Source organism: Streptomyces luteosporeus, assembly GCF_039532865.1.
GTDB classification, from domain to species: Bacteria; Actinomycetota; Actinomycetes; order Streptomycetales; family Streptomycetaceae; genus Streptomyces; species Streptomyces luteosporeus.
In genome coordinates, this window is the sequence record NZ_BAAASL010000010.1 from 201,843 (window position 1) to 228,238 (window position 26,396).

22 protein-coding genes are annotated in these 26,396 nt (G+C 72.9%); 18 read left to right on the top strand and 4 right to left on the bottom strand.

Annotated elements, in window-relative coordinates; genetic code table 11:
- The first annotated feature begins 23 nt into the window (after positions 1–23).
- The 7 genes from rsmD (at position 24) to mutM (ending at position 5,196) form a co-directional block, all read left to right on the top strand.
- Positions 24–623 (top strand): 16S rRNA (guanine(966)-N(2))-methyltransferase RsmD, encoded by a 600-nt coding sequence (rsmD, locus tag ABD361_RS15735; protein ID WP_344435896.1) that lies wholly within the window; start codon positions 24–26, stop codon positions 621–623.
- Positions 620–1,141, top strand: coding sequence for a pantetheine-phosphate adenylyltransferase (gene coaD / locus ABD361_RS15740; RefSeq protein WP_344435897.1), 522 nt, complete (start codon positions 620–622; stop codon positions 1,139–1,141). Before rsmD ends, coaD begins: the two co-directional genes overlap by 4 nt.
- Positions 1,142–1,245: 104 nt before the next feature.
- Positions 1,246–2,376: an ATP synthase F0 subunit B gene (locus ABD361_RS15745; protein WP_344435898.1), complete on the top strand. Its 1,131-nt coding sequence runs from the start codon at positions 1,246–1,248 to the stop codon at positions 2,374–2,376.
- A gap of 190 nt (positions 2,377–2,566) precedes the next feature.
- Positions 2,567–3,160 carry a YceD family protein gene (locus tag ABD361_RS15750; protein ID WP_344435899.1) on the top strand — a complete coding sequence of 198 codons (594 nt, stop codon included), beginning with the start codon at positions 2,567–2,569 and terminating at the stop codon, positions 3,158–3,160.
- Positions 3,161–3,162: 2 nt separating this feature from the next.
- Positions 3,163–3,336: a 50S ribosomal protein L32 gene (gene rpmF / locus ABD361_RS15755; protein ID WP_086575354.1), complete on the top strand. Its 174-nt coding sequence runs from the start codon at positions 3,163–3,165 to the stop codon at positions 3,334–3,336.
- Positions 3,337–3,355: 19 nt separating this feature from the next.
- The gene (gene rnc, locus ABD361_RS15760; protein ID WP_344435900.1) at positions 3,356–4,171 is read left to right on the top strand and encodes a ribonuclease III; all 816 of its coding nucleotides are present in this window, start codon (positions 3,356–3,358) and stop codon (positions 4,169–4,171) included.
- Positions 4,172–4,302: 131 nt separating this feature from the next.
- The gene (gene mutM, locus ABD361_RS15765) at positions 4,303–5,196 is read left to right on the top strand and encodes a bifunctional DNA-formamidopyrimidine glycosylase/DNA-(apurinic or apyrimidinic site) lyase (RefSeq protein ID WP_344435901.1); all 894 of its coding nucleotides are present in this window, start codon (positions 4,303–4,305) and stop codon (positions 5,194–5,196) included.
- Positions 5,197–5,229: 33 nt separating this feature from the next.
- Here mutM and ABD361_RS15770 read toward each other — a convergent pair whose 3' ends face one another.
- Positions 5,230–5,619 carry a winged helix-turn-helix transcriptional regulator gene (locus tag ABD361_RS15770; protein WP_344435902.1) on the bottom strand — a complete coding sequence of 130 codons (390 nt, stop codon included), beginning with the start codon at positions 5,617–5,619 and terminating at the stop codon, positions 5,230–5,232.
- A 126-nt stretch (positions 5,620–5,745) separates the two neighbouring features.
- On the opposite strand from ABD361_RS15770, the gene ABD361_RS15775 reads away from it, so the two are divergent.
- Positions 5,746–6,330, top strand: coding sequence for a flavodoxin family protein (locus ABD361_RS15775; protein ID WP_344435903.1), 585 nt, complete (start codon positions 5,746–5,748; stop codon positions 6,328–6,330).
- 48 nt (positions 6,331–6,378) lie between these two features.
- Here ABD361_RS15775 and ABD361_RS15780 read toward each other — a convergent pair whose 3' ends face one another.
- A complete protein-coding gene (locus ABD361_RS15780) occupies positions 6,379–7,464 on the bottom strand; it encodes a CAP domain-containing protein (RefSeq protein ID WP_344435904.1) in 1,086 nt (361 codons plus the stop codon).
- Positions 7,465–7,594: 130 nt separating this feature from the next.
- Here ABD361_RS15780 and ABD361_RS15785 point away from each other — a divergent pair, with 130 nt between their 5' ends.
- From ABD361_RS15785 to ABD361_RS15800, 4 genes are all read left to right on the top strand, one after another.
- Positions 7,595–7,876, top strand: a complete 282-nt coding sequence (locus ABD361_RS15785) for an acylphosphatase (RefSeq protein ID WP_344435906.1) — start codon at positions 7,595–7,597, stop codon at positions 7,874–7,876.
- A 406-nt stretch (positions 7,877–8,282) separates the two neighbouring features.
- Positions 8,283–8,489 (top strand): hypothetical protein, encoded by a 207-nt coding sequence (locus ABD361_RS15790; RefSeq protein ID WP_344435907.1) that lies wholly within the window; start codon positions 8,283–8,285, stop codon positions 8,487–8,489.
- Between the two features lie 278 nt (positions 8,490–8,767).
- Entirely contained in the window at positions 8,768–12,337 is a 3,570-nt protein-coding gene (smc, locus tag ABD361_RS15795) for a chromosome segregation protein SMC (RefSeq protein WP_344435908.1), read from the top strand.
- Positions 12,338–12,528: 191 nt separating this feature from the next.
- Complete coding sequence (locus tag ABD361_RS15800) at positions 12,529–13,947, top strand: sugar porter family MFS transporter (protein ID WP_344435910.1); 1,419 nt, start codon at positions 12,529–12,531, stop codon at positions 13,945–13,947.
- Between the two features lie 335 nt (positions 13,948–14,282).
- Here ABD361_RS15800 and ABD361_RS15805 read toward each other — a convergent pair whose 3' ends face one another.
- Positions 14,283–15,776, bottom strand: a complete 1,494-nt coding sequence (locus ABD361_RS15805; RefSeq protein WP_344436001.1) for a purine-cytosine permease family protein — start codon at positions 15,774–15,776, stop codon at positions 14,283–14,285.
- Positions 15,777–15,987: 211 nt separating this feature from the next.
- Between ABD361_RS15805 and ftsY the strand changes: the two genes are divergently transcribed.
- Positions 15,988–17,226, top strand: a complete 1,239-nt coding sequence (gene ftsY, locus ABD361_RS15810) for a signal recognition particle-docking protein FtsY (RefSeq protein WP_344435911.1) — start codon at positions 15,988–15,990, stop codon at positions 17,224–17,226.
- An 87-nt stretch (positions 17,227–17,313) separates the two neighbouring features.
- Here ftsY and ABD361_RS15815 read toward each other — a convergent pair whose 3' ends face one another.
- Entirely contained in the window at positions 17,314–17,988 is a 675-nt protein-coding gene (locus tag ABD361_RS15815; protein WP_344435912.1) for a bifunctional DNA primase/polymerase, read from the bottom strand.
- 454 nt (positions 17,989–18,442) lie between these two features.
- On the opposite strand from ABD361_RS15815, the gene nsdA reads away from it, so the two are divergent.
- From nsdA to ffh, 5 genes are all read left to right on the top strand, one after another.
- Positions 18,443–19,936, top strand: a complete 1,494-nt coding sequence (gene nsdA, locus ABD361_RS15820) for a transcriptional repressor NsdA (RefSeq protein WP_425583219.1) — start codon at positions 18,443–18,445, stop codon at positions 19,934–19,936.
- A 285-nt stretch (positions 19,937–20,221) separates the two neighbouring features.
- Entirely contained in the window at positions 20,222–21,502 is a 1,281-nt protein-coding gene (locus tag ABD361_RS15825; protein WP_344435915.1) for an ammonium transporter, read from the top strand.
- Positions 21,499–21,837 (top strand): P-II family nitrogen regulator, encoded by a 339-nt coding sequence (locus ABD361_RS15830; protein WP_344435916.1) that lies wholly within the window; start codon positions 21,499–21,501, stop codon positions 21,835–21,837. The genes ABD361_RS15825 and ABD361_RS15830 overlap by 4 nt, the downstream gene beginning before the upstream one ends.
- A gap of 489 nt (positions 21,838–22,326) precedes the next feature.
- Entirely contained in the window at positions 22,327–24,798 is a 2,472-nt protein-coding gene (locus ABD361_RS15835; protein WP_344435917.1) for a [protein-PII] uridylyltransferase, read from the top strand.
- Between the two features lie 34 nt (positions 24,799–24,832).
- Positions 24,833–26,383, top strand: a complete 1,551-nt coding sequence (gene ffh, locus ABD361_RS15840) for a signal recognition particle protein (RefSeq protein WP_344435918.1) — start codon at positions 24,833–24,835, stop codon at positions 26,381–26,383.
- Positions 26,384–26,396 lie beyond the last annotated feature (13 nt).

Genomic DNA, 26,396 nt, shown 5'->3' on the forward strand with positions numbered 1-26,396 from the left:
GCGACGAAGGACCGGAAAGACCCATGACCCGCGTGATCGCCGGCGCCGCCGGCGGACGCCGCCTGGCCGTGCCGCCGGGCACCGGCACCCGCCCGACCTCCGACCGGGCGCGGGAGGGCCTGTTCTCCACCTGGGTGTCCTTCCTGGGCACCCTGGAGGGCACGCGCGTGCTCGACCTGTACGGCGGCTCGGGCGCGGTCGGCCTGGAGGCGCTCTCGCGCGGCGCCGGGCACGTCCTGCTCGTCGAGGCCGACGCCCGTGCCGTACGCGTCATCCGCGACAACGTCCGCACGGTCGGCCTGCCGGGCGCCGAGGTGCGCTCCGGCAAGGCCGAACAGGTGGTGGCCGGGCCGGTGCCCGGGCAGCCGTACGACGTGGTCTTCCTCGACCCGCCCTACGCGGTCACCGATGACGATCTTCGGGAGATCCTCCTCACACTCCGGCGCAGGGGGTGGCTCGCCGAAGAGGCCCTCGTCACTGTGGAGCGCAGCACCCGAGGCGGGGAATTCCGCTGGCCGGAGGGGTTCGACGCACTGAGGGCCCGTCGCTACGGCGAGGGGACGCTTTGGTACGGTCACGCCGCTTCGGCGTGCACAGCCGACAGGGATTCGGGCACGTCATGAATGGACCGGAGAGCGAGGAACCACCGTTGCGCCGCGCCGTCTGTCCGGGGTCGTTCGACCCCGTCACCAATGGGCACCTCGACATCATCGCCCGGGCGTCAAAGCTGTACGACGTCGTCCACGTCGCCGTGATGATCAACAAATCCAAGCAGGGCCTGTTCACCGTCGACGAGCGGATAGAGCTGCTGCGCCGGGTCACGGCCGAGTACGGCAACGTGGAGGTGGAGTCCTTCCACGGCCTGCTCGTCGACTTCTGCAAGCAGCGCGAGATCCCCGCCATCGTCAAGGGGCTGCGGGCGGTCAGCGACTTCGACTACGAGCTGCAGATGGCCCAGATGAACAACGGCCTCTCCGGTGTCGAGACCCTCTTCGTGCCCACGAACCCCACCTACAGCTTCCTCTCCTCCAGCCTGGTCAAGGAGGTCGCGGCCTGGGGCGGCGACGTCTCCCACCTGGTGCCGCCGGTGGTGCTCGAAGCCCTGACCGAGCGGCTCGCGCGACAGCCGCGAACTGACTGACCGTCAGAGCATGCCGGGCGGGGTCCGGCGGCCGTACAGTCGTCCCCGTTCCCTCCCCAGGGCCCGCCGGGCCCGAAGATGTCACGAAGGCGGCGATCGTCAAGGTGGACGTCCAGAAGAAGCTCGACGAGATCGTCGCGACCGTCGCCGGTGCCCGCGCCCTGCCCATGTCCGCCTCGTGCGTGCTGAACCGGGCCGACCTGCTGGCGGGCCTGCAGGAGGTACGGGCCGCGCTGCCCGGCTCCCTCGACCGGGCCCGCGAGGTGATCGGCGACCGCGAGCAGCTGGTGGCCGAGGCCCGCGCCGAGGCCGAGCGGATCCTGCAGGCCGCCCGCGACCAGCGCAGCTCCCTGGTCGCCGAGACCGAGGTCGCCCGCCTCGCCCGCGAGGAGGCCGACCGCATCCTCGCCGAGGCCCACCGCGAGGCGGCGGAGATCCGCGCCGGAGCCGACGACTACGTCGACAGCAAGCTCGCCAACTTCGAGGTCGTGCTCACCAAGACCCGCGGCTCCATCGACCGCGGCCGGGAGAAGCTGCTCGGGCTCCCCGCAGCGGTGCAGGGCGGCTACGAGGGGTACGAGGGCGAGGCGGCCGACGACGCCCCCGAGCGCAGCACCGACGCGCACACCCAGCGCCACAACGCCGACGCCTACGTCGACGCCAAGCTCAGCGCCGTCTCGGCGGTCCTGGCCAAGACCCTGGAGGCCGTCGGCCGGGGCCGCGAGAAGCTGCTCGGCGCCCGCCCCGTCGACGAGCTCGGCGCCCACCTCGCCGCCCAGGACGGCATGGCCGCGGGCCGGCCCACCAGCGACGCGGACTTCCTGGCGGGCCTCGCCGGGCCCCAGGCGGCCGCCCCCGCCCCCCAGGCGGCCCCGGAGCCGCCGGTGGCCCCCGCGGCGCCGCAGGAGCCCGCCTGGGGCGACTACGCGCCCGCCGCGGGCTACTCCCCCCAGCAGGGCGACTACGACTACGGCGGGCACTACCCGCACCAGGCGGACCCCTACGCCGTCCCCGGCGGCTACCAGCAGAGCGACCCCTACGCCTGGCAGCCGCAGGAGGCGCCGCAGGCGTACGGCACGGCGGCCGTCTACCCGGTCGAGACGCACCGGCAGCCCCACCAGGCACCCCAGTCTCAGGGGCGCGGCGGACAGGCGGCCGCGCTCGACGAGACCAGCTTCTTCGACACCTCGATGATCGACCTGAACCAGCTCAGGCAGTACGAGCAGGGGCACTGACCGGCCCCTCGGGCCGTCCGCCCGGGTGCGGATTGGGCCCAGCGGGGGCCGTCCAGTATCCTGGCTCTTCGGTCGCGCGTACGTCCCGCGATCCGGGCTGCCCGCCGTGTCTCGACCCGGGGGGTCGCCGTCACCGCAGCGTAGAAAGCAGGAAGCCCTGAACGCCCGCCTCGACCCCCGTAACCCTCTCGTGTTCGACACGCGCGAGCTGGGCCGGCGTCCCGGTGCGCTCAAGAGGGTCTCCCGCTCCGTTCCCGCCCCGCAGGACCTCGGCATCGAGGTCATCGGCGTGGCCGAGGGCGCCGCGGTGGAGCTGGACCTCCGGCTGGAGTCGGTCATGGAAGGGGTGCTCGTCACAGGCACCGCCCGTGCACCGCTCACCGGGGAGTGCGTAAGGTGTCTGGAGCCGCTCGAGCAAGAGCTCGACGTGGACTTCCAGGAGATGTACTCCTACCCCGACGCCGACGCCCGGGGCCGCATCGTGGCCGCGGACGACGACGTTGAGGACGATGAGGAGGACATGCTCTTCCTCGAGGACGACTTGCTCGACCTCGAACCGGTGCTGCGTGACGCGGTGGTGCTCGCACTGCCGCTGCAGCCGGTGTGCCAGGACGACTGCCCTGGTCTGTGCTCCGAGTGCGGGGCACGGCTGGCGGACGACCCGGACCACCACCACGAGACCGTCGACATTCGTTGGGCGGCACTGCAGGGACTCTCCGGCGACACGGCCGGAGAGATGGACAACGCACCCCGTGCCAACGGGGATGACTCACAGGAGAAGTAGCCGTGGCTGTTCCGAAGCGGAAGATGTCGCGCAGCAACACGCGCCACCGCCGGTCGCAGTGGAAGGCTGCGGTCACCCCTCTGGTGGCGTGCGAGCGCTGCCACGAGCCGAAGCAGCAGCACATCGCGTGCCCCAGCTGCGGCACCTACAACAAGCGCCAGGTCCTCGCGGTCTGATCGGCGGGTGACAGGCTCCATGTCAGACGCCACTACGCCGAAGAAGGCGCCGGCGGACACGGCCTCGTCCCACACGCTTCTGGAAGGGCGGCTCGGGTACAGCCTCGAGACCGCCCTTCTGGTGCGTGCGCTGACTCACCGTTCCTACGCGTACGAGAACGGCGGGCTGCCCACCAACGAGCGGCTGGAGTTCCTCGGGGACTCCGTGCTCGGCCTGGTGGTCACCGACACCCTCTACCGGATCCACCCCGACCTGCCGGAAGGCCAGCTGGCCAAACTGCGGGCCGCGGTGGTCAACTCGCGGGCGCTGGCCGAGGTCGGCCGCACCCTGGACCTCGGCTCCTTCATCCGGCTCGGCCGGGGCGAGGAGGGCACCGGGGGCCGGGACAAGGCATCGATCCTCGCCGACACCCTGGAAGCGGTCATTGGCGCGGTCTATCTCGACAAGGGCCTCGACGCGGCCGCCGAGCTGGTGCACAGGCTCTTCGATCCGCTGATCGAGAAGTCCTCCAACCTCGGCGCCGGCCTGGACTGGAAGACCAGCCTCCAGGAGCTGACCGCCACCGAAGGCCTCGGCGTGCCGGAATACCTGGTCACCGAGACCGGCCCGGACCACGAGAAGACCTTCACGGCTGCTGCCCGCGTCGGTGGTGTCGCGTACGGCACCGGCACCGGCCGCAGCAAGAAGGAAGCCGAACAGCAGGCGGCGGAGTCCGCCTGGCGCGCCATCAACAGCGCCGCCGAAGCCCGCGTCAAGGCCGAGAAGGCCGCGGCCGAGGCGGGTACCGCGGTCGAGGCGGCCGGGCAGGACGACACCGCCGAAGCCTCCGGCTGACGTACCGTCCCGCTCACCGCCGGGCGGCCCCCTTGCGGGCCGCCCGGCGGTGGCGTATCCCGGCGTCTTCATCCGGGCGTCCGGGCGTCCTCAGTGACTTCAGTGACAAAGATCGCGACGAAGGAGCACCGTTGCCCGAACTGCCCGAGGTCGAGGTCGTCCGCTCCGGCCTGGAGCGCTGGGCGTGCGGCCGCACCGTCGCATCGGTGCAGGTCCTGCACGCCCGGGCGGTGCGCCGCCACGTGGCCGGCCCCGAGGACTTCGCCGCCCGGCTGACCGGGCAGCGCCTGGGCACCGCCCGGCGCCGCGGCAAGTACCTGTGGCTGCCGGTCGAGCCGCCGACCGGGACCGCCACCGGCACCCCCGCTCTCGCGGTCCTCGCCCACCTCGGCATGAGCGGCCAGCTCCTCGTCCAGCCCCAGGGCTCGCCCGACGAGAAGCACCTGCGCATCCGCTTCCGCTTCGCCGACGCCGAGGCCACCGAGCTGCGCTTCGTCGACCAGCGCACCTTCGGCGGCCTCTCGCTGCACGAGACCGTGCCCGGCGACCCCGAGGGCCTGCCGGACGTCATCGCGCACATCGCCCGCGACCCCCTCGACCCGGCCTTCGACGACGACGCCTTCCACGCCGCGCTGCGCCGGCGACGCACCACCGTCAAGCGGGCCCTGCTCGACCAGTCGCTGATCAGCGGCGTCGGCAACATCTACGCCGACGAGGCGCTGTGGCGCACCCGGCTGCACTACGACCGCCCGACCGCGGGCCTGACCCGGCCGCGCACGGCGGAGCTGCTCACGCACATCCGCGAGGTCATGAACGAGGCCCTCGCGGCCGGCGGCACCAGCTTCGACAGCCTCTACGTCAACGTGAACGGCCAGTCGGGCTACTTCGACCGCTCCCTGGACGCGTACGGGCGCGAGGACGAACCGTGCCGCCGCTGCGGCACACCCATCCGCCGGCGCCCGTGGATGAACCGCTCCAGCTACTTCTGCCCCCGCTGCCAGCGCCCGCCGCGCCCCACGGCCTGACGCGCCCCACGGCCCGACCGCCGGGGCCGGTGCTCAGGCGCGCTCGGCGTCGTACGCGCGGCGTGCTTCCAGCACGTCGGGCATCCGCTGCTCCAGCACCTCGACGAGGCCCAGCAGCCGGTCGGCCACCTCCTGCCCCAGCTCCGTGAGCCCGTAGTCGACCCGCGGCGGGTTGGTCGGCTGTGCGTCGCGCGAGACCAGGCCGTCGCGTTCGAGCGCGTGCAGCGTCTGGGACAGCATCTTCTCGCTCACGCCCTCCACGCGGCGGCGCAGCTCGTTGAAGCGCAGGGTGTCCTCGCGCAGGGCGCACAGCGTCAGACCGCCCCAGCGGCCGGTGACGTGCCCCAGGGTCTCGCGCGAGGGGCAGCTGCGGGCGAAGACGTCGAAGGGCAGCTGGTCGTGGTGCTCGTCAATCGTCCCCATGCAGACACCATACTCCTGCACAGCGCTGCGCAGGGGGTTGCGCTTTCCAAAAGTTAGTGCTTACCTTTTCGCAGTGCTGGTCGTGCCAGCACCCCCGCCGTAGCGAGCACCGTCCAGGGAGCCACCATGACCACGCCCGTCGTCTCCATCGCCTACCACTCCGGCTTCGGCCACACCGCCGTCCTGGCCGAGGCCGTCCGTGCCGGGGCCGCCGACGCCGGCGCCACCGTCCACCTGGTCGACGTCGGGCAGATCACCGACGAGCAGTGGGAGCTGCTGGACGCCTCGGACGCCATCGTCTTCGGCTCGCCCACCTACATGGGCACCGCCTCCGGCGCCTTCCACACCTTCGCCGAGGCCAGCTCCAAGCGCTGGTTCACCCGCGCCTGGCAGGACAAGCTGGCGGCCGGCTTCACCAACTCCGCCTCCAAGAGCGGCGACAAGCTGCACACCCTGCAGTTCTTCACCGTGCTCGCCGCCCAGCACGGCATGCACTGGGTCGGCCTCGGCCTGATGCCGGGCTGGAACAGCAGCACCGCCTCAGAGAACGACCTCAACCGCCTGGGCTTCTTCCTCGGCGCCGCCGCCCAGTCCAACAACGACCAGGGCCCCGAGGGCGTGCACAAGGCCGACATAGCCACCGCCGAGCACCTCGGCCGCCGTGTCGCCGAGCAGGCCCGGATCTTCGTCGCCGGCCGCGCCGCCGCCTGACGGCAGGCGGTCCGCGGACCACGGGCGCCCGTGGTCCGCGGACCGGTGTCAGTAGCCGAAGTCCTGCGTCCAGTAGGGGCCGTTGCCGCCGTGGCGGATGCCCACGCCGATGCTGCGGTAGTCGCAGTTGAGGATGTTGGCGCGGTGCCCGCTGCTGCGCATCCAGGCCTCCATCACCGTGTGGGGGTCCGGGTGGCCGCGGGCGATGTTCTCCCCGCCGAGGTTCTTGATGCCGCGCCGGGCCGCCCGGTCCCAGGGGGTCCGGCCGTCGGGGTCGGTGTGGTCGAAGAAGCTCCGGCGCTCCATGTCGTCGCTGAAGGACTGCGCCAGCCGGTTCAGCCTCACGTCGGCCCGCAAGGGGCGGCAGCCGGCCCTGGCCCGCTCGGCGTTGACCAGCGCCACCACCAGGTGGGCGGCGGCCGCGTGCGGGTCGGCCAGCGCCGCGGCGCGCAGCGGCTGCACGTCCTCGTCGTCATCGTCGGGCGCGGGGGAGTGGTGCGCGTGCGGGGCGTGCGGCGCGTGCTGCCCGTGTGCCGGTGCGGCCGGGCGCGGCACGCCGGCCGGATGCCCGGAGGGTGCGGCGTAGGGGGAGGACGCGGGAGCGGCGGCGTGGCGCGGTCCGGCGTCCCGGCCGGGCGCGGTCCGGGCCGGCTCGTGGAAGCCCACCTGCTCTACCTGCTGCATCGCCCCGTCCTGCGCCACCGCCTCCTCGCGGTCGCCCGCCGGCCGGTCGGCCGGCCGCTGCGGCCGGGCGCCCGCGCCGGGCGCAGGGCCCGCCGGGGCGATGGGCACGGTTGCCTCGGGCGGGCTGTCGGCGCGCACCTGACCGCCGGCGCCCGTCCCCGGCGGCTGCCCGTCCCCGGCGGGGAAGACCCCGCCCGGCAGCAGGCCCGAGACCATGGCCACGGCGCCCATGGCCACCGCGGCCGAGGCGCCCAGCAGCCCTGCGCGCCGGCCCGGGGCCCCCTTGCCGCCCTTCGCGGCGGCCGCAGCCAGGGCCTGCGGGTGCGGCGTCTTCTTCCGCCCGCCCCGGTGCGGGCTGCGGTGCCGCCCGCCACCACCACCTGGGCGTACGACGGGGAGGGGCTGGGTGACCGCCTCGGCCGGGTCCTCGGAGCGTCGATGGCGACCCATCCGCAGTCTTCCTCACGTGTCGGTGTCGAAGTGGTCACTCGTACGGGGGAGCCTTATTCGGCCGCGACTGTACGGCACGGGGTGCGGGGTCGAAGTGCTGCTTATGTAATTGCCCGGTTAACGTGCAGGCATGAACGAGAATGTCCGTCTGACGGCGTGGGTGCGCGGCCATGTGCAGGGTGTTGGCTTTCGTTGGTTCACTCGGGCCAACGCATTGCGGATCGGTGATCTGATCGGCTTTGCCTCCAACCTGTCCGACGGTCGCGTGCAGGTCGTGGCCGAGGGCCCCCGCGGAGCCTGCGAACAATTGCTCGACTGGCTGCGGGACGGCGACACGCCCGGGCGCGTCGACGGTGTCACCGAGATCTGGGACGCGCCCAAGGGGGGTTACGCCGGCTTCGAGATCCGCTGACCGTACGGCCGGGAAATCGGATATTGGCCGGGTTTCCGCCCGGAATGGCGCCGGACGGGTGTCCCTCACATATGCCGGCGGCATATGTGAGGGACGGAAATCGCCCGATGGTTGCCAAGCGGGCCGCAGCGTGCAAGGCTGCCTGTCAACGGATGATCTCCAAGCGCCCCTGAGGGCCCCGGGTGCGGAATGCGGTGCCGATTACCGGCGCGCACCCCCGGGACGCCTGCGGATACAGGGTGTGATCGTGTTGACCGTCAAACCATTTGGTGAGACTCTGGAAGCCCCGCGCACCTAAGCTGTTTGGCATTGGAAGACCGTAGTAGCGATGGCAGACACCGCGGGTGCGAATCCCTCACGACCCACACCGCTTCGGTCGGTCACTCAGTGTGGAGGACCATCCATCATGGCAAAGGCGCTTCTCGGTTACGTCGGCGGCTCCGACCCCCGAGTCCTCTCCGAGATGCGACGGCTCCAGCAGCGTGTCCAGGACCTCGAATCCGAGCTCATCCGGATGCAGGCCGAGAACGACGCGCTGGCTGCCGCCGCTCACCGCGGTGACTCGCTGCTCGACACCATCGACGTATCCAAGGCGGAGCCTGCGCTCGCCTGATCCGTGCCCTGCCCCCGGGGGCCCGGTCGGGCTGCACCATCAGCCACCAGGAGTCGCAGCTGCAAGGGACGCTTCGGCGTCCCTTCGTCGTATCCCCCCGCCGGCTCCCCCCTCGGTCCGCCCCTGAAGGCCGTGTCGGTCGCGCCCCCCGATCGCCGCCTCACGCACGACGTGCCCTTCATGTGCCCTGCCCCTCGCAGGGTGAAACCCGTGCGAACAACGAGCGACACAGCGGCAGCGCCCGGGCGCGGGGCGGCCGGCCGGTAGAGTCCTCCCGCGTGCACCTCAAGAGCCTGACCCTGCGCGGGTTCAAATCCTTCGCCTCCGCCACGACCCTGCGCTTCGAACCCGGCATCACCTGTGTGGTGGGTCCGAACGGTTCGGGCAAGTCCAACGTCGTCGACGCCCTGTCCTGGGTCATGGGCGAGCAGGGGGCCAAGTCGCTGCGCGGCGGCAAGATGGAGGACGTCATCTTCGCGGGGACCACCGGCCGTCCCCCGCTCGGCCGCGCCGAGGTCTCCTTGACCATCGACAACTCCGACGGCGCCCTGCCCATCGAGTACGCCGAGGTCACCATCACGCGGATCATGTTCCGCAACGGCGGCAGCGAGTACCAGATCAACGGCGACACCTGCCGCCTGCTGGACATCCAGGAACTGCTCTCCGACTCCGGCATCGGCCGCGAGATGCACGTCATCGTCGGCCAGGGCCAGCTCGACTCCGTCCTGCACGCCGATCCCCAGGGCCGCCGCGCCTTCATCGAGGAGGCCGCGGGCGTCCTCAAGCACCGCAAGCGCAAGGAAAAGGCGCTGCGCAAGCTGGAGGCGATGAAGGCCAACCTCGCCCGCGTCCAGGACCTCACCGACGAACTGCGCCGCCAGCTCAAGCCGCTCGGCCGGCAGGCCGCCGTCGCCCGCCGCGCCGCCGTCATCCAGGCCGACCTGCGCGACGCCCGGCTGCGCCTGCTCGCCGACGACCTCGTCGCCCTGCGCGAGGCCCTGCGCTCCGAGATCGCCGACGAGGCCGCCCTCAAGGCCCGCAAGGAGGCCGCCGAGGCCGAGCTGCGCGCCGCCGCCCAGCGCGAGGCCGCCCTGGAGGAGCAGGTCCGCGCCCTCGCCCCGCGCCTGGCCCGGGCCCAGCAGACCTGGTACGAGCTCTCCCGCCTCGCCGAACGCGTCCGCGGCACCGTCAGCCTCGCCGAGGCCCGCGTCACCAGCGCCACCTCCGCCCCCGCCGAGGACCGGCGCGGCCGCGACCCCGAGGACCTCGAACGCGAGGCCGCCCGCATCCGCGAACAGGAGGCCGAACTCGAAGCCGCCCTGGAGGCGGCCGGCCGCGCCCTGGAGGACACCTCCGCGCACCGCGCCGAGCTCGAACGCCGCCTCGCCGAGGAGGAACGCCGGCTGCGCGACGCCGCCCGCGCCGTCGCCGACCGCCGCGAACAGCTCGCCCGGCTGCACGGCCGGGTCACCGCCGCCCGCGGCCGCGCCGCCTCCGCCGAGGCCGAGATCGGCCGGCTGGAACAGGCCCGCCAGGAGGCGGCCGAGCGCGCCGCGGCCGCCCAGGAGGAGTACGAGCGCCACCTCGCCGAGGCCGGCGGCACCGACGCCGAGGACGCCGAACTGGCCGCCGCCCACGCACGGGCCCGGGCCGCCCTCGCCGAGGCCGACACCGACCTCGACGCCGCCCGCGAGGCCGTCACCGAGGCCGAACGCGACCGCGCCGCCCTCGCCGCCCGCCACGACGCCCTCGCCCTCGGCCTGCGCCGCAAGGACGGCACCGGCGCCCTGCTGAGCGCGAAGGAACGGTTGACCGGCGTGCTGGGCCCGGCCGCCGAACTGCTGAGCGTCGCCCCCGGCCACGAACTGCCCGTCGCCACCGCCCTCGGCGCGGCCGCCGACGCCGTCGCCGTCACCGGCCCCGCCGCGGCGGCCGAGGCCCTGCGCGTCCTGAAGAAGGAGGACGCCGGCCGGGCCACCCTCCTCCTCGCCGGGGCACCGGAGGAAACGTCCCTGCCCGGCGGGCCGGACGCCGCAGGGCCGCTGTACGCCGCGCGCCTCGTGCGCGGCCCCGAGACCCTGCTGCCCGCCGTGCACCGGCTGCTGCGCGACTTCGTCGTCGTCGACACCCTCGAGGACGCCGAGGCCCTCGTGCACTCCCGGCCGCACCTGACCGCCGTCACCGCCGAGGGCGACCTGCTCGGCGCCCACTACGCCCAGGGCGGTTCCGGCGGGGCGCCCAGCCTGCTGGAGACCCAGGCCGCCGTCGACGAGGCGGCCTCCTCCCTCACCCGCCTCGACGAGCGCTGCGCCGCCCTGCGCGCCGAGGGCGAGGCCGCCGGCGTACGCCGCCGCGCCGCCGCCGCGCTCGTCGAGGAGCTCGCCGCCCGCCGCAGCGCCGCCGAGCGGGAACGCTCGCAGGGCGCCCAGGCGCTCGGCCGGCTCGCCGGCCAGGCCCGCGCCGCCGCCGGCGAGGCCGAACGCGCGGCCGCCGCGGCCGAACGCGCCCGCGAGGCCCTCACCCGCGCCACCGAGGAGGCCGAGGAACTGGCCGCCCGCCTCGCCGCGGCCGAGGAGCTCGCCGCCGCCGACGGCACCGACGAGCCCGACACCTCCGTACGCGACCGCCTCGCCGCCGACGGCGCCAACGCGCGCCAGACCGAGATGGAGGCGCGCCTGCAGGTCCGTACGCACGAGGAACGCGTCAAGGCCCTCGCCGGCCGGGCCGACTCCCTCGACCGCGCGGCCGCCGCCGAACGCGAGGCCAGGGCCCGCGCCGAGCGCCGCCGCGCCCGGCTGCGCCACGAGGCCGAGGTGGCCGCCGCCGTCGCGGCCGGCGCCCGGCAGCTGCTGGCGCACGTCGAGGCCTCCCTCGTGCGCGCCGACGAGGAGCGGCGCGCCGCCGAGGCCGCCAAGACGGAGCGGGAGGAGGAGCTCGTCGCCGGCCGGGGCGCCGCCCGCGACCTGAAGGCCGAGCTCGACAAGCTCACCGACTCCGTGCACCGCGGCGAAGTGCTGGGGGCGGAGAAGCGGCTGCGCATCGAGCAGCTGGAGGGCCGGGCCCTGGAGGAGCTGGGCGTCGAACCCGCCGTACTGATCGCCGAGTACGGCCCCGACCAGCCCGTACCGCCCTCGCCCCCGGCCGAGGGCGAGGTGCTGCCCGAGGACCCCGCTCACCCCCGCAACCGGCCCGTCCCCTACGACCGCGCCGCCCAGGAGAAGCGCCTGAAGGCGGCCGAGCGCGCCTACCAGCAGCTGGGGAAGGTCAACCCGCTGGCGCTGGAGGAGTTCGCGGCGCTGGAGGAGCGGCACCAGTTCCTCTCCGAGCAGCTCGACGACCTGAAGAAGACCCGGGCGGACCTGCTGCAGGTGGTCAAGGACGTCGACAAGCGGGTGGAGGAGGTCTTCACGGCGGCGTACCACGACACGGCCCGCGAGTTCGAGGGCGTCTTCTCCCGGCTCTTCCCCGGCGGCGAGGGCCGGCTGGTGCTGACCGACCCCGACGACATGCTGGCCACCGGCGTGGACGTCGAGGCCCGCCCGCCGGGCAAGAAGGTCAAGCGGCTGTCCCTGCTCTCCGGCGGCGAGCGCTCGCTGACGGCGGTGGCGCTCCTCGTCGCCATCTTCAAGGCCCGTCCGAGCCCCTTCTACGTGATGGACGAGGTGGAGGCGGCCCTGGACGACACCAATCTCCAGCGGCTGATCAGGATCATGAAGGAGCTGCAGGAGAGCTCGCAGCTCATCGTGATCACGCACCAGAAGCGCACGATGGAGGTGGCGGACGCCCTGTATGGAGTGTCCATGCAGGGCGACGGCGTGTCGAAGGTCGTCAGCCAGCGACTGCGCTGAATCAAGATCACTTCAACTCTTGAAGTTAACAAGGGGCAAACGGTGATCTGATTTCTTCCTCACACCCTATTGACTTAAAAAACTGAAGGCATAAGGTTTGCCGCGTTGCTCACGCCTTCACGTGGTTGATCGTTGGGTCCCACCGAGGCGCCCCCCACCCCGGCAGTGTCGCCGGGTTCCAGGAGAAAACCTTGACCAGCACTGCGACGGCGCAGGGGTCCGAGGGCCGCAAGGCCGCTCCGGACCACCTCGGCCACGTCATCTTCATCACCGCGGCCGCGGCCATGGGTGGCTTCCTCTTCGGCTACGACAGCTCCGTCATCAACGGTGCGGTCGAGGGCATCCGTGCGAAGTACGACATCGGCTCCGCCGCCCTGGCCCAGGTCATCGCCATCGCGCTGATCGGCTGCGCCGTCGGCGCCGCCACCGCGGGCCGCCTCGCCGACCGCATCGGCCGCATCCGCACGATGCAGATCTCCTCGGTCCTCTTCACCATCAGCGCGGTCGGCTCGGCCCTGCCGTTCTCCCTGTACGACCTGGCCTTCTGGCGCGTCCTCGGCGGCATCGCCATCGGCATGGCCTCGGTCATCGGCCCGGCCTACATCGCCGAGGTCTCCCCGCCGGCCTACCGCGGCCGCCTCGGCGCCTTCCAGCAGGCCGCCATCGTCGTCGGCATCGCCGTCTCCCAGCTCGTCAACTGGGGCCTGCTGAACCTCGCCCACGGCGAGCAGCGCGGCAAGATCATGGGCATCGAGGCCTGGCAGGTCATGCTCGGCGTCATGGTCGTCCCCGCCGTCCTGTACGGCCTGCTCTCCCTCGCCATCCCCGAGTCGCCCCGCTTCCTGATCTCCGTCAACAAGACCGACAAGGCCAAGCAGGTCCTGGCCGAGGTCGAGGGCTCCGGCATCGACCTCGACAAGCGCGTCGCCGAGATCGAGCACGCGATGAAGAGCGAGCACAAGTCCACGTTCAAGGACCTCGTCGGCGGCAAGGGCGGCCTGCTCCCGATCGTCTGGATCGGCATCGGCCTCTCGGTCTTCCAGCAGTTCGTCGGCATCAACGTCGCCTTCTACTACTCCTCGACGCTGTGGCAGTCGGTCGGCGTCAACCCCGAGAGCTCGTTCTTCTACAGCTTCACCACGTCGATCATCAACATCGTCGGCACCGTGATCGCGATGGTCCTCGTCGACCGCATCGGCCGCAAGCCGCTCGCCCTCGTCGGCTCCGTCGGCATGGCCGTCTCCCTGGCCCTGGAGGCCTGGGCCTTCGCCTCCAAGTCGGCCGAGGGCACCCTGCCCACCACGCAGGGCACCGTCGCCCTGATCGCGGCCCACGCCTTCGTCCTGTTCTTCGCGCTCTCCTGGGGCGTCGTGGTCTGGGTCTTCCTGGGCGAGATGTTCCCCAACCGCATCCGCGCCGCGGCGCTGGGCGTCGCCGCCTCCGCGCAGTGGGTCGCCAACTGGGCCATCACGGCCAGCTTCCCGAGCCTGGCGGACTGGAACCTGTCCGGGGCGTACGTGATCTACGCGGTCTTCGCCGTGCTCTCCATTCCCTTCGTGATGAAGTTCGTGAAGGAGACCAAGGGCAAGGCGTTGGAGGAGATGGGCTAACCCCCCGCCGCCCCTCTCCCTGTGGCTGCCCCCGGCTCGTACGAGCCGGGGGCAGCCGCCGTTTGCGCCCCACTTGCGGGGCGCGCCTGCGGCGGGCGGTACGACGGCGCCCCGTAGGGGCGCGGGGAACTGCGCGATCGGCCACAGACGGCCTGCAGCCGACGCACCACCGGCAAGGCCCGGGCACCGCACGGCACCCCGTCTGCAGGCGCGTCGTGGCTTGTCGCGCAGTTCCCCGCGCCCCTACGGGGCGCCGCAACCGGCCGCCCGCAGGGCCCGGGTATGCGAAAGGGCCCCCGGAGGGGCCCTTCGCGTGCGGGGGAGGGGGGCGGCGGCTACGCCGCCGGCACCTTCTCCGGCTCCGCCGGCTCGGCGACCGTCACGGCCTCCGCCGCGTTCTCGCGCGGCACCGGCAGCGCGGCCATCACCGCGGCCGAGATGAGGATCGTCGCCGCCCAGCCCAGGCCGTACTTGCCGACGAACGTCGACGACAGCGGGCCGCTGAACCAGGCGCAGTCCGTGAAGGCGAGGCCGGCGAGGAGGGCGACGCCCCAGGCGGTCATGGCCTGCCAGCAGAAGCCGCCGACGTACCAGTAGCGGCTCGTGCGGCCGGTGTCCATCAGCGCTTCGGCGTCGTAGCGCACGGCGCGGGACCGGCGGCGGGCCATGTCGACGGCGTAGACGCCGATCCAGGCGGAGAAGGAGACGGCCAGCAGGATGAGGAAGGTGATGAAGGAGCTGAGGAAGCTCTTGGCGACCAGCATCAGCAGGAGGCCGCCCGCGAGGGAGATGAAGGCGTTGATGCTGACGGCCATGGCGCGCGGCAGCTTGACGCCCATGGTCTGGGCGGTGAAGCCGGCGGAGTACATCGACAGGCTGTTGATCAGGAGCATGCCCACGATGGCGGTGATCAGGTAGGGCACGGCCAGCCAGGTCGGCAGGATGTCGCCGAGGAAGGAGACCGGGTCCGGCGCGTCGGCGAGCTTGGGCGTCGCCACGGCCATCACGGCACCCATGAGCACCATCGGCACCATGACGATGCCGGCGCCGGAGACGGTCGCACCGACGATCTTCTTGCCGGAGGCGGCGTGCGGCAGGTACCGGGCGAAGTCCGGGCCGGTGGGCACCCAGCTGATGCCGCCGGCGGCGATGGTGCCGACACCGGCGATCATCATCGCGGTGGTGCCGGCGGGCCGGGAGAAGACCTCGTCCCACTTGATGTTGGCGATCAGGTAGCCGAGCACCAGCACGCTGAAGACGCCGAAGAGGTACGTCGACCAGGTGTTGCAGACGTTGAGCGCCTTGCGGCCCATGCCGCTGACCAGGAACGTGCAGGCGACGAAGGCGAAGAGCGTCACGACGATGAGCACGGTGTTGCTCTTGACGCCGAGGACCAGGTCGAGGACGGTCAGCACCGCGTACGCGCCGGTGACCGCGTTGATCGTCTCCCAGCCGAAGCGGGCGACCCACAGGATCGCGCCGGGGAAGAGGTTGCCCCGCACGCCGAACGTGGCCCGCGAGAGCATCGCGCCGGGGGCGCCGCCCCACTTGCCGGACACCGACAGCACACCGACCAGGCCGAAGGACACCAGCGCGGCGCACGCGGCCACGACGAGGACCTGCCAGAAGTTCAGCTTGTTGAAGACCACCAGCGCGGCGCCCATGGTGAGCAGCAGCACGCTGATGTTTGCGGCGACCCAGGTCGGGAAGAGCTCCCGGACCCGGCCGTGCCGCTCGTGGTCGGGTACGGGCTCGATGCCGCGGGTCTCGATGGCGCCTGCGGCGCCGTCGGGGCTGGACACGTTGGCGCCTTCGGCAGCGTTGTCCATGGTGGGGGCCATGTGGGGGGCTCCGTGCGGGGTGAACCAGGGCGGGGCCTGGGCAGAAAGGGACGGTGCGGACTCTACGCGCGTTGCGCAAGCCCACGCCATCGTACTTTGATCTAACTTTGGCCGGTTAGGGCCATTCGTCCTTGTGGAAAACCACAACAACCTTGCGTCGCGGTGCCCGATCCCCGTGGTGTCCGATACTGGGTCCGTTATGGAAATCGTCATCCTTGCTGTCGTCATCGCTGTGGTCGCGCTCGGCGCGATCAGCGGGCTCGTGGTCAGCAGCCGCAAGAAGAAGCAGCTGCCGCCCGCTCCGCCGAGCACCCCGACCCCGTCCGTCACCGCGCCGCCCGCCGAGCCGCACATCGGCGAGGAGGCCGAGACCCCGACCGCGGCACCCCGCCGCACGGTCGAGGAAGTGGAACTGCCCCCGGCGAAGACGCCGGAGCCCGAGGCCCCCGTCGTGGAGCCCGCCCTGCCCGAGGCCCCGGCCGAGCCGGAGATCGAGGTCCCCGAGCCCACCGCCGGTCGCCTGGTGCGCCTGCGCGCCCGGCTCTCCCGCTCCCAGAACTCCCTGGGCAAGGGTCTGCTGACCCTGCTCTCCCGCGAGCACCTCGACGAGGACACCTGGGAGGAGATCGAGGACACCCTGCTGACCGCCGACGTCGGCGTCGCCCCCACCCAGGAGCTCGTCGAGCGCCTGCGCGAGCGCGTGCGCGTGCTCGGCACCCGTACGCCCGAGGAGCTGCGCGGCCTGCTGCGCGAGGAGCTGCTCGCCCTCATCGGCACCGAGGCCGACCGCAGCGTCCACACCGAGCCGGGCGTGGCCGTGAACGGCGAGGAGAAGCCCGGCGTCGTCATGGTCGTCGGCGTCAACGGCACCGGCAAGACCACCACCACCGGCAAGCTCGCCCGCGTGCTCGTCGCCGACGGCAAGTCCGTCGTCCTGGGCGCGGCCGACACCTTCCGTGCCGCCGCCGCCGACCAGCTGCAGACCTGGGGCGAGCGGGTGGGCGCCCGTACGGTGCGCGGCCCGGAGGGCGGCGACCCGGCGTCGATCGCCTTCGACGCGGTCAAGGAGGGCATCGCCGAGGGCGCGGACGTCGTACTGATCGACACCGCCGGCCGCCTGCACACCAAGACCGGCCTCATGGACGAGCTCGGCAAGGTCAAGCGCGTCGTGGAGAAGCACGGCTCGGTCGACGAGATCCTGCTCGTCCTCGACGCCACGACCGGTCAGAACGGCCTGACCCAGGCCCGGGTCTTCGCCGAGGTCGTGAACATCACCGGCATCGTGCTCACCAAGCTCGACGGCACCGCCAAGGGCGGCATCATCGTCTCCGTCCAGCGCGAGCTGGGCGTGCCGGTCAAGCTCGTCGGCCTGGGCGAGGGCGCGGACGACCTCGCGCCGTTCGAGCCGGAGGCGTTCGTGGACGCCCTGCTGGGCTGAGGCCCGCACACCCGCGAAAGGGCCCGCGAAAAGGCCCGCGAAAAGGGGTGTCCTCGTGGCAGCATCGCTGCCACGAGGACACCCCTTTCAGCTGCCCGCGCCGCCCGAGCGGTGGCACACGTACGCCAGCGTGCCCAGCAGCAGCCGCGCCTCCGGCGGCCGGCCGGCCGTGTCCAGGGCGGGCGGCAGCAGCCAGCGCATGGGCCCGAGCCCGGCGAAGTCCGACGGCGGCGCCGTGACGTGGTCGCCGCGGCCCAGCCCCTTGAGGTCCAGCCGGGCGTCGTCCCAGCCCATCCGGTACAGCAGCTGCGGAAGCTCCGCGGCGGCGCCCGGGGCGACGAAGAACAGCGCCCGCCCGTGCGGGGTCAGCGCCACCGGCCCCAGCGGCACCCCCATGCGCTCCAGTCGCGCCAGGGCGTGCCGCCCGGCCGCCTCGGAGACCTCCAGCACGTCGAAGGACCGGCCCACCGGCAGCAGCACGGCCGCGCCCGGCACCTCGGCCCACGCGGCGGCGGCCTCGTCGAGGGTGGCGCCCGCGGGCACCGGCGGGGCGAACGACAGCGGGTGGGCGCCGGGGGAGGGGCAGTCGGCGGCTCCGCACGAGCAGGCCGGGCCGCCGCCGCGCGAGGCCCGGGCACCGGGGACCACGTCCCAGCCCCACAGGCCGGTGTACTCCGCGACCGTCGTCACGTACTCGGACGCGCGGCCTCGGCGCCGAGAGCTCGAGCGCAGGTCCCGGATGCCGCCGATTGTGAAGCCCATGCCCCCTCCAACGGGTCGTGTTCGCCGATGGTTACGTGTCGGAGTGTCTCGGACACGCACGGTCGCCGATGCCCGCCCGGAGGGGGCGTGACGGTGTGCGATGGGTGGTGCGCCCGGCATTGCGCGCGGTGGCGCGCATCGATACACCCTCCCTTGGGTTTCCTTCGGCCGTTCCCTGTCAAGTCAATCGCGATGGGTGAGGAAGGAGTTCATTCCTTGGGGTGGCGAATGGTGGCGTTTCCTGGACCCCACTCGCCCGAGCGGTGATCGTAGGATTACTTTCGGTACCCGAATCCTGCCGGACGGGCGGCCGCAACGGGCGGCAAGCTGGAGGCGGTTCGCACGCAGACGTGTGAACGCACGTGTGACCACCGGTCCGTGTGGACACAGGATGCGTAGACAGCACGTAGACGTAGACGCACGTAGACGCAGAGCTTCGGATGGGGGCGTTCCCGTGGGCGGCAATGTCAGCACTACCGGCGGGGCCGAGAGGCCGGAGAAGCGCCCCAACGAACAGCTCAACTCCTGGTTCCTGCGCAGCGGCTGGTCCAAGGGCGAGCTCGCCCGCCAGGTCAACCGCAGGGCCAAGCAGCTCGGCGCCCACCACGTCAGCACCGACACCTCCCGTGTGCGGCGCTGGCTCGACGGCGAGCAGCCCCGCGAGCCCATCCCCAAGATCCTCTCCGAGCTCTTCTCCGAGCGCTTCGGCTGCGTCGTCGGCGTCGAGGACATCGGGCTGCGCACCGCCCACCAGTCCCCCTCCGTCTCCGGCATCGACCTGCCCTGGGCCGCCCCCCAGACCGTGGAGCTGCTCAGCGAGTTCTCCCGCAGCGACCTGATGCTCGCCCGCCGCGGCTTCCTCGGCACCTCCCTCGCCCTGACCGCCGGCCCCGCCCTGATCGAGCCCATGCAGCGCTGGCTGGTGCCCGGTCCCACCGGCGGCCGGCCCGCCGACCGCACCGAGCGCGACCGCCCCCGCCGCTCCCGCCTCTCCGAGCCCGAGCTGGAGCTGCTGGAGTCCACCACCGTGATGTTCCGCCAGTGGGACGCCCAGTGCGGCGGCGGCCTGCGCCGCAAGGCCGTGGTGGGCCAGCTCCACGAGGTCACCGACCTGCTGCAGGAACCGCAGCCGGAGGACACCGCCCGGCGCCTGTTCCACGTCGCCGCCGAGCTGGCCCAGCTCGCCGGCTGGATGAGCTACGACGTCGGGCTGCACCCTACCGCCCAGAAGTACTTCGTCCTCGCACTGCACGCTGCCAAGGAAGCCGGCAACCGCCCCCTCGGGTCGTACATCCTCTCCACCATGAGCCGGCAGATGATCCACCTCGGCCGGGCGGAGGACGCCCTGGAGCTCATCCACCTCGGCCAGTACGGCTCCCGCGAGAGCGCCACCCCCCGTACGCAGGCCATGCTGTACGCCATGGAGGCCCGGGCGTACGCCAACATGGGCCAGCCCGCCAAGGTCAAGCGCGCCGTGAACATGGCCGAGGACTGCTTCGCCGACATCACTGCCGGCGACGGCGACCCCGACTGGATCGGCTTCTTCTCCGAAGCCGAGCTCAACGCCGAGAACGCCCACTCCTACCGCGACCTCGCCTACGTCGCCGGACGCAGCCCCACCTACGCCCAGCTGGCCCGGCCCAAGATGGAGCGCGCCGTCGAGCTGTTCTCCCAGGACGGCGTCCACCAGCGGTCGTATGCGCTCAACCTCGTCGGCATGGCCACCGTGCACCTGATGCAGCGCGAGCCGGAGGCCATCACCGAGCCCGTCGTCAAGGCGCTGCGCATCGCCCGGCAGGTCCGCTCCGAGCGGGTCAACAACCGGCTGCGCAAGACCGTCGACAGCGCCGTGCGCGACTTCGGCGACCTCCCCGCCGTGCGCGAGCTCGGCGAACAGCTCGCCACCCACCTGCCGGAGTCCGCCGAGCCCGCCGCCCAGGCGGTCTGAAGGCCCCCTCCCGGCACCCCGTACCCGGCCGCGGCGGCCCTCCCCGTACACCCGACTCGGCTCCCCCACGCCAGGTCGAGCGCGGACGGCCGCCGCGCCCGGCCGCCCTCCCGCAGGCCGCGCCGCGTTCACCGCGCCGTAACACGTGCACGGACCTCGCAACCGGCGTGAAACACCTCACGGCACTGACCGAAACCCCGTTGCGACACCCTCGGGCCACACCGCCCCACCGGGACCACCGGCCCGCTCGGGGGCACGGGCCGCGGCCGTGAGGAGACCACGACGTTGAATGGCGCAGACACCGCGTTCGTACTGATCAGTGCGGCACTCGTGATGCTGATGACACCCGCCCTGGCCTTCTTCTACGGCGGCATGGTGCGGGTCAAGAGCGCGCTCAACATGCTGATGATGTCCTTCATCTCGCTCGGCATCGTCACCGTCCTGTGGGTGCTTTTCGGCTACTCGCTCGCCTTCGGCGACGACACCGGAGCCGGTCTGCTGGGCGACCTCGGCCACGCCGGCTTCCGGGGCATCCGCCCCGAGACCCTCACCGGCGGCAAGGAAGGCATCCCCGTCCTCGCCTTCGCCCTCTTCCAGCTGATGTTCGCCGTCATCACCCCCGCCCTGATGAGCGGCGCCCTCGCCGACCGGGTGAAGTTCAGCGCCTGGTCGCTGTTCATCACCCTGTGGGTCAGCATCGTCTACTTTCCCGTCGCCCACTGGGTCTGGCAGGCCGACGGCTGGCTGTTCAAACTCAAGGTCATCGACTTCGCCGGCGGCACGGCTGTCCACATCAACGCCGGCGTCGGCGCGCTGGCCGCCGTCCTCGTCGCCGGCAAGCGCATCGGCTTCAAGAAGGACCCCATGCGCCCCCACAGCCTGCCGCTGGTGATGCTCGGCGCGGGACTGCTGTGGTTCGGCTGGTTCGGCTTCAACGCCGGCTCGGCCCTCGCCGCCAACGGCACCGCCGCCACCATGGCCATGAACACCCAGGTCGCCACCGGCGCCGCCATGCTCGGCTGGCTCGCCTACGAACGCATCCGGCACGGCGCCTTCACCACCCTCGGCGCCGCCTCCGGCGCCGTCGCCGGACTCGTCGCCATCACCCCCTCCGGCGCGGCCGTCAACGCCTTCGGCGCCCTGCTCATCGGCGTCGTCGCCGGAGCCGTCTGCTCCTGGGCGGTCAGCTGGAAGTTCCGCCTCGGCTACGACGACTCCCTCGACGTCGTCGGCGTCCACCTCGTCGGCGGCGTCATCGGCACGCTCCTCGTCGGCCTCCTGGCCGTCGACGGCGTCGGCGGCCTCACCCAGCTCGGCCGCCAGGCCCTCGGCGCCTTCTCCGTCATGGCCTACTCCTTCACCGTCTCCTGGCTGCTGGCCAAACTCGTCGACCGGCTCGTCGGCTTCCGGGCGAGCGAGGAGGACGAGGTCGGCGGCATCGACCAGGCGTTCCACGCCGAGACCGCCTACGACTTCAGCGCGGTGGGCGGCGCCCCGGCCTCCCGCACCCCCGCTCCCGGACCCCAGGGCGCCCACGAGAACAGCGACAGGAAAGTGGACGCATGAAGCTCATCACCGCCATCGTCAAGCCCCACCGCTTCGAGGCGGTCAAGGACGCCCTGCGCGCCTTCGGCGTGCACGGCCTGACCGTCACCGAATCCAAGGGATACGGCCGCCAGCACGGCCACACCGAGGTCTACCGCGGCGCGGAGTACACCATCGACCTCGTCCCCAAGATCCGCATAGAGGTCCTCGCGGAGGACGCCGACGCCGACGACATCGTGGACGTCATCGTCAAGAGCGCCCGCACCGGCAAGATCGGCGACGGCAAGGTCTGGACGGTCCCCGTCGAAACCACCGTCCGCGTCCGCACGGGCGAACACGGCCCCGACGCGCTGTGACCTCCGGTCCGGTACGGGACGCCGGGGCGCGCAGCGCCCCGGCACCGTGCCGCCTCCGGCGCGACCCGCACCGGCCCGCTCCGGGAGCCCACGGAGCCTTCGCGGGGGCCGGCTTACCGGCGCTCCGTCCCGGACACGGGCGTCCGGCCCACCGCAGGACGCTCGCCGATGCGGTCCAGGGGGCCCGCGCCCCGGCCGGGCCCTGGCCCGGGCCTCGTTTCGGCTCGCTGCACCGGCGGATCATGCAGCGCCCCGTCAGGGGCGCGGGGAACTGCGCGACAAGCCACGACGCGCCCGCAGACGGAGTGCCGTGCCGCGCCCGGGCCCCCCGCGGTGGCGCGTCGGCTGCAGGCCGTCGGTGGCTGATCGCGCAGTTCCCCGCGCCCCTGACGGGGCGCCCCAAGCGGGCCCCGCCCCGCGCGGGGGACCCGCATCGCGTGGTCGTCGGTCGGCGGCCGCGAAACGGCAATCAGCACAGGGGAAAGCACCGTGACCCGGAAACCGTCCCCCGCCGCCGGCGGGTACGCCGCCGCGCGGTTGCGGCTGCTCAGCGAGGCGCCGCACACCGGTGCGGCGCTGCGTGCGCGGCTCGCGCGCATCACCGATCAGTGGCTCGGCGGGCTGCTGGGCCGGTCCACCGACGGCGTCGCGCTCGTCGCCGTCGGCGGGTACGGGCGCGGTGAGCTCTCCCCGCGCAGCGACCTCGACCTGCTGCTGCTCCACGACGGCACCGCGGGCCTGCCCGCCGTCGCCGCCGTCGCCGACCGCCTCTGGTACCCCGTGTGGGATCTGGGGCTCTGTCTCGACCACTCCGTCCGCACCCCCGCCGAGGCCCGCAAGGCGGCTGCCGGTGACCTCAAGGTGCACCTCGGTCTGCTCGACGCCCGTCACCTCGCCGGCGACCCGGAGCTGACGGCCGCGGTGCGCACCGTCGCGTACGAGGACTGGCGCGCCCAGGCCCCGCACCGCCTGCCGGAGCTGCGCGAGCTGTGCGAGGAGCGCGCCCGCCGCCACGGCGAACTGCGCTTCCTGCTCGAACCCGACCTCAAGGAGTCCCGGGGCGGTCTGCGCGACGCCACCGCCCTGCGGGCCGTCGCCGCCTCGTGGCTCGCGGACGCCCCGCGCGACGGGCTGGAGGCCGCCCGCACCCTCCTGCTCGACACCCGCGACGCGCTCCACCTGACCACCGGCCGCGCCAGCGACCGCCTCGCCCTGCAGGAACAGGACCAGGTCGCCACCGCCCGCGGCCTGTCGGACGCCGACGCCCTGCTGCGCCAGGTCTACGAGGCCGCCCGCACCGTCTCGTACGCCGCGGACGTCACCTGGCGCGAGGTCGGCCGCGTGCTGCGCGCCCGCTCCGGCCGGCCCCGGCTGCGCCGGATCCTGGGCGGCCGGGGCGGGCGGGGCGGCTTCGTCGAGCCCGAGCGCGTCCCGCTCGCCGAGGGCGTCGTCGAGCAGGACGGCGAGGCCGTCCTCGCCCGCACGGCCCGGCCCGAGCACGACCCCCTGCTGCCGCTGCGGGCGGCCGCGGCGGCCGCGCAGGCGGGTCTGCCGCTGTCCCGGCACACGGTGCGCCGACTTGCCGCCGCCGGCCCGCTGCCGGTGCCCTGGCCCGCCGAGGCCCGCGACCGGCTCGTGGCCCTGCTGGGCGCCGGCGAGCCCACGGTGGCCGTCTGGGAGGCCCTGGAGGCCGAGGGCCTGGTCGCCCGGCTGCTGCCGGAGTGGGAGCACGTGCGCAGCAGGCCGCAGCGCAATCCGATCCACCGCTTCACCGTCGACCGCCACTTGGTGGAGACGGCCGTGCAGGCGGCCGCCCTGACCCGCCGCGTCCACCGCCCCGACCTGCTGCTGATCGCCGCGCTGCTGCACGACGTCGGCAAGGGCCGCCCCGGCGACCACAGCGAGACGGGCGCGGCCCTGGCGCACGACGTGGCCCTGCGCATCGGCCTGGGCAGTGCGGACGCGGCTGTCGTCGCCGCCCTCGTCCGGCACCACCTGCTGCTGGCCGACACGGCGACCCGGCGCGACCTCGACGACCCGGCCACCGTCCGTACGGTCGTGGAGGCCGTCGGCAGCGCCGGCACGCTGGAGCTGCTGCACGCCCTCACCGAGGCCGACGCCCTGGCGACCGGGCCCGCCGCCTGGAGTTCGTGGCGCGCCTCCCTGGTCGCCGACCTCGTGCGGCGCGCGGCCGCGGTCCTGGAGGGCCGGCCCCTGCCGGCCGGCCGGGACCGCGCCGAGCCCACCGCCGAGCAGCGCGGGCAGGCCGCCGAGGCGGCCCGTACCGGCGCTCCCGTCGTCGTCCTGCGTGCCGGGGGCGCCGGACAGTCCGAGCAGGCGGGGGAGGAGCCGGTCGGCGTCGAGCTGTCGATGGCCGTCCCCGACCAGCCGGGCGTCCTGCCGGCCGCGGCGGGCGTGCTGGCCCTGCACCGGCTGACCGTGCGCTCGGCGGAGCTGCGCGCGGTGGACCCCGGTGTCCTGCTGCTGCACTGGCGCGTGGCGGCCGAGTACGGCTCCCTGCCGGAGGCGGCCCGCCTGCGCAACGACCTCGTACGGGCCCTGGACGGCTCGCTGGACATCGCCGCGCGCCTGGCGGAGCGCGAGGCGGCGTACGCCCGGCGCCGCAGGCCCGTGCACGCGCCACCGCGCGTCGTGGTGGCGCGCGAGGGCGCCTCGCGCGACGCCACCGTCCTGGAGGTCCGCGCCCAGGACGCCCCGGGACTGCTGCACCGCCTGGGCCGCGTCCTGGAGGCGCAGGGCGTGTGGGTGCGCAGCGCGCACGTGAGCACGCTGGGGGCGAGTGTGGTGGACGCGTTCTATGTGACCGGTGCGCACGGCGAGCCGCTGTCGGAGCGCGATGCGGCGCGGCTCGCGGAGGCGGTGACGCGGGCCCTGGGGGAGGGATTGTCGACCGCGCAGGGCCCGGGGGCGACCGGGCCGGATACTCTTGAGGGCGATTGACCCTGCCCCCTGACCATGAGGACCCACGAGCGCCGTGTTCGACACCCTCTCCGATCGCCTTGCAGCGACCTTCAAGAATCTGCGGGGCAAAGGCCGCCTGACCGAGGCGGACATCGACGCCACAGCGCGTGAGATCCGCATCGCCCTGCTGGAAGCCGACGTCGCGCTGCCGGTCGTCCGGGCCTTCATCAAGCAGGTCAAGGAGCGGGCGCTCGGTGCCGAGGTCTCCAAGGCGCTCAATCCCGCCCAGCAGTTCGTCAAGATCGTCAACGAGGAGCTCATCGGCATCCTCGGTGGCGAGACGCGCCGCCTGCGCTTCGCCAAGCAGCCCCCGACCGTGATCATGCTCGCGGGTCTGCAGGGTGCCGGTAAGACGACGCTCGCCGGAAAGCTCGGCCGCTGGCTCAAGGCCCAGGGGCACGCGCCCCTGCTGGTCGCCTGCGACCTGCAGCGTCCGAACGCCGTCAACCAGCTCGCGGTGGTCGCCGAGCGCGCCGGCGTGGGCGTGTACGCGCCGCAGCCCGGCAACGGCGTGGGCGACCCGGTGCAGGTGGCCAAGGACTCGATCGACTACGCGCGCACCAAGCAGCACGACGTCGTCATCGTCGACACCGCCGGCCGTCTCGGCATCGACGCCGAGATGATGCAGCAGGCTGCCGACATCCGCGACGCGGTCTCCCCCGACGAGATCCTCTTCGTCGTCGACGCCATGGTCGGTCAGGACGCGGTCAACACCGCCGAGGCCTTCCGTGACGGCGTCGGCTTCGACGGCGTGGTGCTCTCCAAGCTCGACGGCGACGCCCGCGGCGGTGCCGCGCTGTCGGTCGCGCACGTGACCGGCAAGCAGGTCATGTTCGCCTCCAACGGCGAGAAGCTGGACGACTTCGACGCGTTCCACCCGGACCGCATGGCGTCCCGCATCCTCGGCATGGGCGACGTGCTCAGCCTGATCGAGAAGGCCGAGCAGACCTTCTCCCAGGCCGAGGCCGAGAAGATGGCGGCCAAGCTCGCCAAGGGTCCCAAGGAGTTCACGCTCGACGACTTCCTGGCCCAGATGGAGCAGGTCCGCAAGATGGGCTCGATCTCCAAGCTGCTCGGCATGCTGCCGGGCATGGGTCAGTTCAAGGACCAGATCAACAACCTCGACGAGCGCGAGGTCGACCGCACCGCCGCGATCATCAAGTCGATGACCCCGGCCGAGCGCCAGGACCCGACGATCATCAACGGCTCCCGCCGGGCCCGTATCGCCAAGGGTTCGGGCGTGGACGTCAGCACCGTGAAGAACCTGGTCGAGCGCTTCTTCGAGGCCCGCAAGATGATGTCCCGCATGGCCCAGGGCGGTATGCCCGGCATGCCGGGGCTGCCGGGCATGCCCGGCGCGGGCGCCGGGGCGCGCAAGAAGAAGCAGCTCAAGCAGGGCAAGGGCAAGCGGCAGTCGGGCAACCCGATGAAGCGCAAGGCCGAGGCCGAGGCGGCCGCCGCCCGCCGTGAGCAGGCGCAGGCGGGCAACCCTCTGGGCCTGCCGTCCGGCCAGGACGGTCAGGGCTTCGAACTGCCCGACGAGTTCAAGAAGTTCATGGGCTGAGGCCGAGTGGGCC

Excerpts from the sequence above, each read along its gene's own strand:
- ABD361_RS15785 (WP_344435906.1), top strand. The coding sequence starts at position 7,595 with ATGAACGAGAATGTCCGTCTGACGGCGTGGGTGCGCGGCCATGTGCAG.
- ABD361_RS15805 (WP_344436001.1), bottom strand. The coding sequence starts at position 15,776 with ATGGACAACGCTGCCGAAGGCGCCAACGTGTCCAGCCCCGACGGCGCC.
- ABD361_RS15780 (WP_344435904.1), bottom strand. The coding sequence starts at position 7,464 with ATGGGTCGCCATCGACGCTCCGAGGACCCGGCCGAGGCGGTCACCCAG.
- ftsY (WP_344435911.1), top strand. The coding sequence starts at position 15,988 with ATGGAAATCGTCATCCTTGCTGTCGTCATCGCTGTGGTCGCGCTCGGC.
- ABD361_RS15775 (WP_344435903.1), top strand. The coding sequence starts at position 5,746 with ATGACCACGCCCGTCGTCTCCATCGCCTACCACTCCGGCTTCGGCCAC.
- ABD361_RS15830 (WP_344435916.1), top strand. The coding sequence starts at position 21,499 with ATGAAGCTCATCACCGCCATCGTCAAGCCCCACCGCTTCGAGGCGGTC.
- ABD361_RS15770 (WP_344435902.1), bottom strand. The coding sequence starts at position 5,619 with ATGGGGACGATTGACGAGCACCACGACCAGCTGCCCTTCGACGTCTTC.
- rnc (WP_344435900.1), top strand. The coding sequence starts at position 3,356 with ATGTCAGACGCCACTACGCCGAAGAAGGCGCCGGCGGACACGGCCTCG.
- ABD361_RS15790 (WP_344435907.1), top strand. The coding sequence starts at position 8,283 with ATGGCAAAGGCGCTTCTCGGTTACGTCGGCGGCTCCGACCCCCGAGTC.
- coaD (WP_344435897.1), top strand. The coding sequence starts at position 620 with ATGAATGGACCGGAGAGCGAGGAACCACCGTTGCGCCGCGCCGTCTGT.
- ABD361_RS15815 (WP_344435912.1), bottom strand. The coding sequence starts at position 17,988 with ATGGGCTTCACAATCGGCGGCATCCGGGACCTGCGCTCGAGCTCTCGG.
- rsmD (WP_344435896.1), top strand. The coding sequence starts at position 24 with ATGACCCGCGTGATCGCCGGCGCCGCCGGCGGACGCCGCCTGGCCGTG.